The sequence below is a fragment of the Sphingomonas sp. CCH5-D11 genome (genome assembly GCF_001557395.1).
Classification (GTDB): domain Bacteria; phylum Pseudomonadota; class Alphaproteobacteria; order Sphingomonadales; family Sphingomonadaceae; genus Sphingomonas.
The window spans coordinates 1-11653 of record NZ_LSKH01000325.1 but is presented as its reverse complement, the minus strand read 5'-3'; the positions used below and the strand labels follow the sequence as shown (position 1 = coordinate 11653).

The following is an 11653-nucleotide window of genomic DNA, read 5'->3' as shown; positions in this document are numbered from 1 at the left end:
AAGAGGCTTTTGCGGAGGCCGATGACTGAAGACATTTCGGACGACTTCAGCACTGTGTGTGTTCGCTTGGCCGATCAACGCTTGCCGCGCAGTGCCCGCAAGTCGATGTCGAGGCGTTTCACGCGATAGTAGAACGTCTTGCGCGGCAGCCCGAGACGCTCGATCGCCAGTGCGATCTCGCCGTCTGCCGCCGTTACCGCATCAATGATCGCGGCGCGCTCGAAGGCGTCGAGGCGGGCGGGTAACGGGTCCATGGGGGCGATGTCATCCTGCCCGACCTCGTCTTCGAGGCCGAGGCAGATGCGCTCTGCGGCCTTCTGCAATTCGAGCACGTTGCCCGGCCAGTCACGCGCGGCGAGGCGGTGGGCATGGTCGGCAAGCGGGGGCAGGGGAACACGATGCTGCGCCGCGGCGATTGCCGCGAAGTGGGCGAAGAGCAGCGGGATGTCGGTGGTGCGCTCAGCGAGTGGCGGCATGCGAACGGGCACGCCTGCGAGCAGGTGGAACAGCGCCGGCGAGACAGTGTCGCGCGCGCCCTCGTCCATCGCGGCGATGATGCGGATGTCGACCGCATCGGGATCGCGTGCGTCAAGCGCCACCGCGCGCGTCTCGGCGAGTCGGGCAAGGCGGTGCTGGAGGTCGGCGCTTGCCATGCCGAGATTGTCGAGGAAGAGCGTGCCACGATCGGCGCGCGCGATCGCGCCGCTGCGCGCGAACAGGTCGCGCTCGACCAGTTCGGGCGCCACTGTCGCGCAATCGATCTTCAGGAACCGGTGGCGCGCTCGACGGCCAGCGCGGTGGACGAGGCGCGCGAAATGCTCGCGCCCGGTGCCGACCTGCCCCTCGATCACCAGATCAAGCGCGGCGTCGGCGAGGATCGGGATCATGGCGCGCAACCGGCGGATCGCGGGAGCGTCGCCGATCAGCGCGTCGTCGCCGGGGGTTTCGGCAGCGATGCGCAGTCGGCGGTTCTCCAGCGCGAGGCGACGCGCCGTGGCGGCGCGCGAGACCGCCGCAACCAGAGCCTCAGGGTCGAACGGCTTGGTGAGGAAATCCCACGCGCCAGCCTTGATCGCGTCGACCGCCATCGTGACGTCGCCATGGCCGGTGATCAGTATGACCGGCAGCTCGGCGTCGCGCGCGGCGAGCGTGCGAAACAATTCGATGCCTGACATGCCGGGCATGCGCACATCGGTGACGACCACGCCCACGAAGTCCGCACCGATCGCGGCAAGGGCGGTTGTTGCATCGGAATAGGCGGTTACGGCGAAACCATGCAGTGTCAGCAATTGCGTGGTGGCGTGGCGCAGGTCGTCGTCATCGTCGACGAGCGCAACCGTGAGCGGCGGCGTGTCAGTCATGCGCGACGCATCGCAATCTCGAAGCAAGCACCGCGTAATGACGGCATCAGGCGTAGTGCGCCGCTCATTTCCTCCATGATGTCCTGTGCAATCGCGAGACCGAGGCCAAGGCCCTGCTGGCGGCTGGTGACGAATGGCGTGAATAGGCGTTCGGCGATCTCGGGCGCGACGCCAGGGCCGTTGTCCGCAACAATGAGCCGAATGGCCCCTTCATCCATGGCGAGCGTCAGGGTGATACGGCGATCATCCTGATTGGCCATCGCTTCAAGCGCGTTCTGCATCAGGATTACCAGCACCTGTTCGAGGCGAACCTTGCCGCCGATGACCGTCATGCCAGGATCGATATCTGGCCGGTCGAGCGTGGCGGCGCGCAGCTGGTCCTTCAGGATTAACACTGCGCCGTCGATCACCTCCGCTATCGCGACGGGGCGCAGTTCGTCGCTGCGCCGTCGGGCGAAGCCGCGCAGCTGCGCCGTCACCGCACCGATTCGGTCCGCGAGGCGGGCGATCGCGGAAAGGTTGCCGCGCACCTCATCAATCGCGCCGCGGCCGAGCAGGATATCGCTGCTCTGCGCATAAGTGCGGATCGCGGCGACCGGCTGTGCGGTCTCATGCGCGACGCTGGCGGTGATCTGGCCGAGCGAGGCGAGACGGTTCGCCTGGCGCAGCGCCTCGCGCAGGTCGGCGGCGCGCGCCTCGCTGTCAGCGCGCTCGGTCATTTCGCGGCGTAGCGCGGCAGTGCGCTCGGCGACCGCCTCCTCCAGCTCGGCAGTGCGGCGGCGGGCGAGTGTGGCGCGCTGGCGCAAGGCAAAGGCAAAGGCGGCGAGTGCGAACGTCACCATCGCGACGATCAGCGCGGTGGCACGACGGGCGCTTGCGACCTCGGCATCAACCGGGTGGAGCAAAGTCAGGCGCCAGCCGCGCTGCGCCACGGGCACATCCTGCGCCACATAAGTCGCGCCCGCCCCGCGTAGCCGCCCATCGGCGATCGGGCGGAGCGGGAGCGGGGCGAGTGCGGCGGCGGGGACGCGCGTTTCGGCGCGGATGCGAGCCTTGTCGGCAGTTCGAAGCGGGCCACTGGCGGCGAAGCGCCATTCGGGGCGGCTGGTCGCGAAGACGACTCCGAGCGGGTTGCGGACGATCGAAATGCCGCCGGCGCGTGCCCATTCGCGCTCGATCCGGTCGAACTCCAGCTTCACCACGATCACGCCGCGACTGACCGTACGGCGCGCGAGATACAGGCCGGGGCGATGGCTGATCGTGCCCATCGCATATTGGCTGCCCGCGCCAGTCGCCTGCGCTTCGCGAAAATAGGGGCGGAAGCGATAGTCGTTGCCAACGAAGCTGCTTGCCGTGCGCCAGTTGCTCGCCGCAATGGCTATTCCTTCGGGCGAGACGACATAGATAGCGGGCGCGCCGGTTTCGCCAGCCAGCGCCTCCAGCTTGCGATTCAGCGCGGTGCGCGCATCAGGCGCACCAGCGATGGCGGCAACGACGTCTCGATCATCGGCCAGCGCGAGCGGCAGCAAGCGAAAGCGGGCAAGTTCGCTATCAAGCAGCACCGCGCGCAGCCGCGCATCAATTGCCGCCTGGGCGCGCAATGCCGCAAGCGTCCGACGCTCGGCGAGCTGCCCACCGAGCAGCGCCAGCGCGACGACCAGCACGATCGTGCCGATCGCCCAGCGCAGCCCACTTGATCGCCAATTGACGCTCATCCGCCCGCCCATAGCCGCTGAGGTTTCATATGCAACTTTTTGCACTTTTCCGATCAGGCATGTGTCGAAATCTGCCCTAAGCGTCCGCTCTGATCTTTGCTAAGGCAGCAAGAAAGCCGCCATTACAAGGGTTTAAGCGAAAGTACGAAATCGTGCCCGCCCGCATGTCGGCCGCGAGCAAAATTCTTGAATCCCAACCGCCCGTGAAGAGGCCGGACGGATTCGTCCCGCAGCGAGAGGATTTGAAAGCCCATGATCACAACGACCGAACTCTCGACGACACCCCCCGCGGCGAAAGGCTGGTACCAGCACCTCTATGTGCAGGTGCTGGTGGCGATCGTCGCGGGCGTGCTGCTCGGCCATTTCGCGCCCGCCACCGGCGAGGCGATGAAGCCGCTTGGCGACGCCTTCATCAAGCTGGTGAAGATGATCATCGCGCCGGTGATCTTTCTCACTATCGTCAGCGGTATCGCGGGGATGCGCGATCTCGCCGCGGTCGGCCGTGTGGCGGGCAAGGCATTCGCCTACTTCCTGTTCTTCTCGACGCTGGCGCTGATCGTCGGGCTGGTGGTCGCCAATGTCGTGCAGCCGGGCGCGGGGCTGAACATCGATCCGGCCTCGCTCGATACCAGCAAGGTCTCCGATTTTGCCGCCAAGGCACATGAGACGACGCTGACCGGCTTCCTGGTCGGCATCATCCCGGACACGTTCCTCTCGGCGCTGACCGAAGGCAACATCCTCCAGACGCTGTTCGTCGCGGTGCTGTTCGGCATCGGCCTGGCGATCGTCGGCGAGCGGGCGGAACGCGTTACGACGGCGCTGGAGCAGGTGTCGCTCGTCGTGTTCAAGGTCGTCGCGATCCTAATGAAGGCAGCCCCGATTGGTGCGTTCGGCGCGATGGCCTTCACGATCGGCAAATATGGCGTCGGCACGCTCGCCAATCTCGCGATGCTGGTCGGCACCTTTTATCTGACCTCTATTCTGTTCGTGGTCGTGGTGCTGGGGCTGGTCGCACGCTGGGCGGGCTTCTCGATCTTTTCCCTGATCGCTTACTTGAAGGCTGAACTGCTGCTGGTGCTCGGCACCTCCAGCTCGGAAAGCGCGCTGCCTAGCCTGATCGAGAAGATGGAACGCGCAGGCTGCCCCAAATCGGTCGTCGGCCTCGTCGTGCCGACCGGCTATTCATTCAACCTCGACGGCACCAACATCTACATGACGCTGGCGGCATTATTCATCGCGCAGGCGTGCAACGTGGATCTCACGCTGGGGCAGCAATTGCTGCTGCTCGGCGTCGCGATGCTCTCGTCCAAGGGTGCGGCCGGGGTGACCGGCGCAGGATTCATCACCCTCGCGGCGACGCTGTCGATTGTGCCGAGCGTACCGGTGGCGGGGATGGCGCTGATCCTGGGCGTGGACCGCTTCATGTCGGAATGCCGCAGCCTCACCAACTTCATCGGCAATGCGGTGGCGACCATCGTCGTGGCGCGCTGGGAGGGGCGGCTCGACAGCGAGCAACTGCGTCGCGCGCTCGCCGGGGAAGCAACGCCCGTCGATCAACTCTCGGCCGATGCCGTCCCGGCCGCGTGAAAGTTCGTACCATGATGTATCGTTTCGGCGCGTTCCTGCCGCCCCTCCTGCTTGCGACGGCCGCCACGGCGCAGACCGCGGCCTCACCGGCTGCCAACGAATATCCTGCCGCTGCGGCGGGCGACGGGGCGACCACCAACGGCTACAACCTGTCGCGCTGGGCCGAGGACTGGCGCGTGATGCAGGATCCCGCCAAGCGCGACGATCCGCTGGACCGGCTGAAATTCCTGCCGCTCGATGACGATGGCGACGTCTATCTGACGCTCTCGGGAGAGGCGCGGCTTCGCGTCAACATGACGAGCAACCCGAACCTGCGCGAAACCTCGCACCAGCGGCAGGACATCACGCGGCTGGTGGGCGGGGCGGACCTGCACGTCGGGCCGCATCTGCGCCTATACGGAGAAGTGGCACATGGCGGGATCGCGGGGCGCAACCTCGGCACTCCCTCGACATCGCTGCGCAACGATCTGGTGTTCCAGCAATATTTCGTCGAGGCGAAGGGCGATGTGGCGGGCGTCGCGCTCGGTGCACGCTACGGGCGGCAGGAATTTACCGACGGATCGAACCTGCTCACGTCGCAACGCGACAACAATACAATCCGTTATACGCTGAACGGTGTGCGCGCCTGGGCGCGGACCAGTCATTTCCGTGTCGATCTGTTCGACTTGAAGCCGACTGCCTATGGCGATCTCGGCGTGGATGACGACGTCAATGATCCCGCGCGGCGCTTTTCGGGCGTGACTCTGGGCGCGGTGCTGCCGTCCACTCTGTTCGGTGGTTCGAAGCTGTATTTCGACCCGTTTTTCTGGCGACGACGCAATGACGTAGGCGCCTGGGGCGGGCGGATCGGGCCGGCGACGCGCTTCTACGGCGGCGCGCGTCTGTGGGGCGATGTCGGGCCGCTCGCGCTCGACTGGACCGTCAACCATCAATGGGGCCATTATCGCGACCAGCAGATCGATGCGTGGCAGGCATTCATCGCGCAAACGTATCGTATTGGCGACGGTAGCACCGCGCCGCGCGTCGGCGTTCATGTCGATTATGCCAGCGGGGGCGGGGGCTATGGCGACGGCAAGCTACGCAACGCCTACGCGCCGTTCGGCAACAACATCTATTACAGTTACCAGCTGTCGCTGACGCCCTCGAACCTGATCGCCGTCGCGCCGAACGTCAGCTTTACGCCGGTCGGCAAGGTGCGCGTCACCGCCGAGTATGAACTCGCCTGGCGCGACGATGTGCGCGACGCGATCTATCGCGCCAACGGCCAGCCGTTCGCCGGTACCCAGAACGTGCGCGATCGCAAGACCGCCGATGTCGCGCGACTGCAAGTCATCTGGCCGATCACGCCGCGCCTCTCCTTTACCGGCCGCTACGAGCATCTCGCCGCCGGCCCCGCTTTGACCAACGCCGGCTACCGCAGCTCCGACTTCCTGGCCGGGTGGCTGAGCTTCCGCTTCTGATCCGAAAGGCCTCCTTCATGTCCGACCCCAAGCGCGCGTCCCGTCTACCCCGCTTCACCCGCCGCGGCCTGCTCGGCGGGGCGGCCGTGGTGGGCGGCGCGGCGATGCTACCGCGCTGCTCCACGAGCGCAGGGCCGGCGCGCGACGTGGACGTGTTGCTGATCGGCGGCGGGATCATGAGCGCCACGCTTGGCGTGCTGCTGCGCCAGCTGGAGCCGGGCTGGACGATCGAGATGGTCGAGCGGCTGGACAAGGTCGCGGCGGAAAGCTCGAACGGCTGGAATAATGCCGGCACCGGCCATTCGGCGCTGTGCGAGCTCAACTATACCCCGATGGACGACAAGGGGCAGGTGAGCATCGCCAAGGCAATCGATATCAACGAGCAATTCCAGGTCACCCGCCAGTTCCTCAGCCATCAGGTGAAGGCCGGCGTCCTTGCGAAGCCGCGGACCTTCATCAACTCGACGCCGCATATGAATCTGGTTTGGGGCGAGCAGAATGTCGACTTCTTGCGCAAGCGCCACGCCGCGCTCGGTGCGAGCCCGCTGTTCTCGGGCATGGACTTTACCACCGACGCGGAGACGATCGCGCAATGGGCGCCGCTGATGATGGAGGGCCGCGCCCCCGCAACTCCCGCCACGCCTTTCGCCGCGACGCGCTCGCCGCTCGGTACCGATGTCGACTGGGGCGAGGTGACTCGGCAGTATATCGCGGCACTTGGCCGCGCCCCGGGTTTTCGGCTCACCACCGGTCATGAGGTGCGTGAGCTGAAACGCCGGTCGGACGGGCGCTGGAGCGTCGTCGCCTATGACGCCAAAGCTGGGACGGATCAGGTAATCAACGCGCGCTTCGTCTTCGCCGGGGCGGGCGGCGGGGCGCTGCCGATCCTGCAGGCGTCTGGCATCCCGGAGGGCGAAGATTATGCCGGCTTCCCCGTCGGCGGCTCGTTCCTCGTTACCGAAAACCCGGCGCTGGCGAACCGTCACCACGCCAAGGTCTATGGCAAGGCCGCAGTCGGCTCGCCCCCGATGTCGGTGCCGCATCTCGATACGCGCTTCTTCGGCGGCAAGCAGACCTTGTTGTTCGGGCCGTTCGCGACCTTCTCGACCAAGTTCCTGAAGGAAGGATCGTATTTCGACCTGCCCAAATCGGTGACGCTCGACAATTTTCGGCCAATGGTGGCGGTGGGCTGGGACGATTTCGACCTCGTCGAATATCTCGCCGGCCAGCTGATGATGTCGCAGGAGGACCGGATGGACGCGCTGCGCGAGTATCTGCCGAACGCCAGAGACGGCGACTGGCGGCTGTGGCAGGCGGGGCAGCGCGTGCAGATCATCAAGCGCGATCCCGCGAAGGGCGGCGTGCTGAAGCTGGGCACTGAAATCGTCGCGTCGAAGGACGGCAGCATCGCCGCGCTGCTGGGGGCATCGCCGGGCGCCTCGACCGCGCCGTCGATCATGCTCGATCTCCTGAAGCGCGTGTTCGGCTCGCAGCTCGCGACCCCGGCGTGGCAGGCGAAGATCCGCACGATCGTGCCGAGCTATGGCATCAAGCTGAACGACGAACCGGCGCTTATGGCGCAAACCTGGGCGGCTACCGCCGATGCGCTGCAACTCGCCATGGCTTCACCGGCGGTGACCACCACCGCGAAGATGCCTTCCATCACTGAGGCTCCGATCAAGCGACAGGCAGATTTGGCGTTGTAACGATTGTTCCATGATGGCCATGCGTCGTGGAATTCGCAGCTATTCCTGCGGGACATACGATCGACCCACATGTCCGCGGCTCGTGCGGTGCGTACTCGGATCGCAGTAGGGCGTCTGCGGACCTCCAGGCCGCCCGAGCGTCCCCAGTGATTATGCGCGCGTTCGTCCGACGTTTTCATGCTCGGCGAACGATGGCGACCGACATGGCGAGTCGCCGCATACGCGCGCTCTGAGTTAACAGTGTGCGTTGGGGGGCGGCCGGTTGTGCCATCTCGTCGCATTTCGAAACTTCGCGGACGGGCGGAGTCGTCGCAGGCTGCACCATGTGCTTCGTCGCAAGGCACAAGCCCTCGCTCGCGGTACACGCTCCGCGGTTTTCGAGTCATTGCTGGTGGTCGACGGCATCGACCGCTGATTTTCCCACAGCGCGCCGCGCGCTAATTTGCCCATCCTGCTCGTTCTGCGAAACTGAGCAGCCTGGCGCGAAAAGCGACAAGGGGGTGGAGGCCCGACCGGGAATCGAACCCGGGTGCAAGGATTTGCAGTCCTCTGCGTCACCACTCCGCCATCGGGCCTCGATGGAAGTGAGGGCGGGCAGATGCGGCGACAGAGCGGGCGTGTCAAGTTTCTACGTTGGCGGCCGTGCCGGCGCGCGATAAAGCGCCACTCTGGATGACAAGTGTATTGCCACAATAAAACAGTCGTGCGACAGGTGAGAAGATGACGATGACGATGGAACGCCAACCGGATTTTGCCGCCATGCGCACAGCGATGGTGGCAAGCCAGCTTCGCACCAATGCGGTATCGGATGCGCGTGTCGTGGCGGCAATGGCCGTGGTCCCGCGTGAGCGGTTCGTGCCTGAGGAAAAGGCGCCTTTTGCCTATCGCGACGATCTGGTCGCACTTGGCGGCGGTCGATCGCTGAACCTGCCGATCGCCACCGGTCGCCTGCTGACCGAGGCGCGCTTGCTGCCGAGCGATCGCGTCCTGCTGATCGGTGCTGCCACGGGCTATACGGCTGCGGTCCTGGCGGAGCTGGTAGCCTCCGTTGTCGCGGTGGAAGTTGATCCGGCGCTCGTCACGCAGGCGCGCGCGGCGCTCGGCACGAGCGATCGGATCGCGATTGTCGAAGGCCCTCTGGAGGCCGGCCACCCCGAAGGCGCCCCCTATGACGTGATGATCATCGATGGCGCCGTGGAGCAGCTTCCCGAGCAACTGGTGGCGCAGGTGCGGACCGGCGGGCGGATCGTTGGTGGCCTCAACGACAATGGAGTGACCAGGCTGGCTACCGGGCGGAGAAGCGAAGGCGGCTTTGCCATGATCGACTTTGCCGATGTCAATTGCTGTCTGTTGCCCGGCTTCGCCAAACCGACACGCTTCACCTTCTGAAAAGAGCCGCAATGACCCGTGTCGCTTCTGCCGCCCTGATTCTTGCGCTGAGTGCATCGCCAGCCCACGCCGACACACTGCGAGAGGCGCTGGCGCGCGCCTATCGTGAAAACCCGACGATCACGGCAAGTCGGGCGCAGCAGCGTGCAGTGGACGAGAATGTACCGATCGCGCGGGCGGCCGGTCGACCGACCGTGTCCACCAACGCGGGGCTGAACGAAAACTACCTGCGCAGCGGCAATTCCTTCACCACGCCGGCACGCGCGGCGCAGGCGCAGCTTGCGCTAAATGTGCCCTTCTATTCGGGCGGCGCCGTTCGCAACTCCGTCCGCGCGGCAGAGACGCGGGTCGAAGCCGGCCAGTTCGGGCTGCGGGGCACGGAGGCGTCGCTGTTCTCCGAAGTGGTCGCAGCGTACAATGACGTGATCCGAGACGAGGCCATCGTCGGACTGAACGCGCAGAACGTCCGCGTGCTGGAAACCAATCTACAGGCGAGCCGCGATCGCTTTCAGGTGGGTGACCTGACGCGCACCGATGTCGCCCAGTCGGAAGCGCGGCTGAGCCTCGCTCGCGCGCAGTTGCAGCGGGTGCAAGCGACGCTGATCGCCAGCCGTGAGAACTACGTCCGGCTGGTCGGCGATGCGCCCGGCACGCTCGCGCCGCCGCCGGCGCTCCCGAATTTGCCGCAGACGGCAGATGGCGCCGTCGATGTGGCGATCCGTGACAATCCCACCCTGCTCGCGGCGCTGAAGCAGCGGGACGCGACCGCCTTTGACGTGCGCGTGGCGCGTGCGAGCCGCCTGCCGACCCTGGGGGTCGGGGCGACCGGAAATTACGTCAATTATCTGGGATCGCTCGGCAGCGGCACCGGGTTGGGTGTCGGGCAATCGGGCACCTCGGCCGGCATCGGGCTGAACGTCAGCCTGCCGATTTTCCAGGGCGGGCGTCCGGCGGCACTGGTGCGTCAGGCACAGGCGACGCGTGCGCAGGCGATCGAAAACGCGACCGCCGCGGAGCGTCAGGTGATCGCCTCGGCCCGGTCTGCGTTCGCTATCTGGCGCTCCTCGCTGGAGGTGATCGCTTCGTCGGAGCAGGCGGTTGCCGCCAACCGGCTCAGCCTGGAAGGCGTTCGGGCGGAGAATAGCGTCGGCAATCGCACGATCCTTGATATCCTCAACGCCGAGCAGGAACTGTTGAACAGCCAGGTGACGCTCGTGACTGCGCGGCGCGACGCTTATGTCGCCGGCTTCGCGTTGCTGGCCGCAATGGGGCAGGCCGAGGCGCAGGACCTGGGGCTCGAGGGCGGGCCGCTGTATAACTCGGCGGAGAACTACAACGCCGTTCGCAACCGCTTCTCCGACTTCGGCGATGGCGAGACGCCAACCGCGATTTCGTCGTCCACCAGCGGCGTCGCGCCCCAGAATGCCACAGTTACGCGTCCGCTCGATCCTGCGCTCGACAGCAGCAAGGTTGACAGGAGCCCGGCATTGACCACAGGTGAAAACACACCAAACCGCTGATCGTCGGCGGCTTTCTGGATGGGGTGGACTGCGCGCATGGGGGATGTCAGCGCCGAGCCGTCGATGGAGGACATTCTCTCCTCCATCAAGCGCATCATCGCCGAGGAAGGTGATGATCGGCCAATTCGACAGCGTCGCGCGAACGCTGCCCGCCCTGCATTGCCCGCTGCACCCGAAGAGCGGGATGAGGATACGGCGCCCGAGGAAGTGCTCGAACTGAGCCATCCCATGCCACCGGTTCAGGCGCGGGCCGAAGCACCTGCCGAACCCGAGGCGGCAAAGCTGGACGCGGATGCCGCCGCGAACCTGCTGTCGGATCGAACCGCGCAGGCGACCCGTGGGGCCATCGATGCTCTTTCGCGACTGCTGGTAAAGCCGGAGCCGCAGAGCGACGGAACGCTGGAAGGATTGGTCCGCGAGATGCTGCGACCGATGCTGCGCGAGTGGCTGGACGCCAATCTGCCGAACATGGTGGAAACGATCGTCGCGCGCGAGATCGCGAAGCTGACTCGCGGCGCTTCCTGACGATATTGGTGACGTTCGCCGGCGCACTGCCGCGTTGCACCCGACGTTCCGAGCGCAAGCTGGCGCCGACATGGCGATTGTCGCATCAGTAACGATCTGCTTTACCGCATTCCCATGAGGATGCCCTTTTCCGCGAGCCTGATCGCGCTCGCTGTCGTTTCGGCCCCGGCTGCCGCCCGCCCGCTGACCATCGAGGATGTTACGACGCTTAGCCGCGTCGGCGCGCCTGCCGTATCGGCGGATGGGCGCTGGATGGTTTGGGCGCAGCGCGAGACCGACATGGACGCCAATCGCGGCCGCTACGATCTTTGGCGGCTTGATCTGTCACGCAAGGGGGCGGTGCCGCAGCGCCTGCTGGCCGATCCCGCAGTGGACGAGAACGATCCGCAG

8 protein-coding genes, 1 tRNA gene and 1 pseudogene are annotated in these 11653 nt (G+C 65.9%); 7 read left to right on the top strand and 3 right to left on the bottom strand.

Annotated elements, in window-relative coordinates; translation table 11 throughout:
- Positions 1–74: 74 nt before the first annotated feature.
- Positions 75–1361, bottom strand: coding sequence for a sigma-54-dependent transcriptional regulator (locus AX702_RS23670; RefSeq protein ID WP_066776455.1), 1287 nt, complete (start codon positions 1359–1361; stop codon positions 75–77).
- The gene (locus AX702_RS23675; RefSeq protein ID WP_066776468.1) at positions 1358–3076 is read right to left on the bottom strand and encodes a sensor histidine kinase; all 1719 of its coding nucleotides are present in this window, start codon (positions 3074–3076) and stop codon (positions 1358–1360) included. The genes AX702_RS23670 and AX702_RS23675 overlap by 4 nt, the downstream gene beginning before the upstream one ends.
- Before the next feature lie 252 nt (positions 3077–3328).
- On the opposite strand from AX702_RS23675, the gene AX702_RS23680 reads away from it, so the two are divergent.
- The 3 genes from AX702_RS23680 to mqo are packed head-to-tail and all read left to right on the top strand — an operon-like array spanning position 3329 to position 7829.
- Positions 3329–4663 (top strand): dicarboxylate/amino acid:cation symporter, encoded by a 1335-nt coding sequence (locus tag AX702_RS23680; RefSeq protein WP_066776458.1) that lies wholly within the window; start codon positions 3329–3331, stop codon positions 4661–4663.
- A gap of 11 nt (positions 4664–4674) precedes the next feature.
- Positions 4675–6123, top strand: a complete 1449-nt coding sequence (locus AX702_RS23685; RefSeq protein WP_066776461.1) for an alginate export family protein — start codon at positions 4675–4677, stop codon at positions 6121–6123.
- Positions 6124–6140: 17 nt separating this feature from the next.
- Complete coding sequence (gene mqo / locus AX702_RS23690; RefSeq protein WP_066776471.1) at positions 6141–7829, top strand: malate dehydrogenase (quinone); 1689 nt, start codon at positions 6141–6143, stop codon at positions 7827–7829.
- A 501-nt stretch (positions 7830–8330) separates the two neighbouring features.
- Here mqo and AX702_RS23695 read toward each other — a convergent pair.
- Positions 8331–8404, bottom strand: a tRNA-Cys gene (locus AX702_RS23695).
- Positions 8405–8549: 145 nt separating this feature from the next.
- On the opposite strand from AX702_RS23695, the gene AX702_RS23700 reads away from it, so the two are divergent.
- From AX702_RS23700 to AX702_RS23715, 4 genes and pseudogenes are all read left to right on the top strand, one after another.
- Positions 8550–9218: a protein-L-isoaspartate O-methyltransferase family protein gene (locus tag AX702_RS23700; RefSeq protein ID WP_066776464.1), complete on the top strand. Its 669-nt coding sequence runs from the start codon at positions 8550–8552 to the stop codon at positions 9216–9218.
- Between the two features lie 11 nt (positions 9219–9229).
- Positions 9230–10738, top strand: coding sequence for a TolC family outer membrane protein (locus tag AX702_RS23705; RefSeq protein WP_066776466.1), 1509 nt, complete (start codon positions 9230–9232; stop codon positions 10736–10738).
- Positions 10739–10774: 36 nt separating this feature from the next.
- Positions 10775–11263 carry a DUF2497 domain-containing protein gene (locus AX702_RS23710; RefSeq protein WP_197420488.1) on the top strand — a complete coding sequence of 163 codons (489 nt, stop codon included), beginning with the start codon at positions 10775–10777 and terminating at the stop codon, positions 11261–11263.
- Positions 11264–11377: 114 nt separating this feature from the next.
- Positions 11378–11653: pseudogene (locus AX702_RS23715) on the top strand (PD40 domain-containing protein); the annotation flags it as partial.

Excerpts from the sequence above, each read along its gene's own strand:
- AX702_RS23675 (WP_066776468.1), bottom strand. The coding sequence starts at position 3,076 with ATGAGCGTCAATTGGCGATCAAGTGGGCTGCGCTGGGCGATCGGCACG.
- AX702_RS23685 (WP_066776461.1), top strand. The coding sequence starts at position 4,675 with ATGATGTATCGTTTCGGCGCGTTCCTGCCGCCCCTCCTGCTTGCGACG.
- AX702_RS23670 (WP_066776455.1), bottom strand. The coding sequence starts at position 1,361 with ATGACTGACACGCCGCCGCTCACGGTTGCGCTCGTCGACGATGACGAC.
- AX702_RS23710 (WP_197420488.1), top strand. The coding sequence starts at position 10,775 with ATGGGGGATGTCAGCGCCGAGCCGTCGATGGAGGACATTCTCTCCTCC.
- AX702_RS23700 (WP_066776464.1), top strand. The coding sequence starts at position 8,550 with ATGACGATGACGATGGAACGCCAACCGGATTTTGCCGCCATGCGCACA.
- mqo (WP_066776471.1), top strand. The coding sequence starts at position 6,141 with ATGTCCGACCCCAAGCGCGCGTCCCGTCTACCCCGCTTCACCCGCCGC.
- AX702_RS23705 (WP_066776466.1), top strand. The coding sequence starts at position 9,230 with ATGACCCGTGTCGCTTCTGCCGCCCTGATTCTTGCGCTGAGTGCATCG.
- AX702_RS23680 (WP_066776458.1), top strand. The coding sequence starts at position 3,329 with ATGATCACAACGACCGAACTCTCGACGACACCCCCCGCGGCGAAAGGC.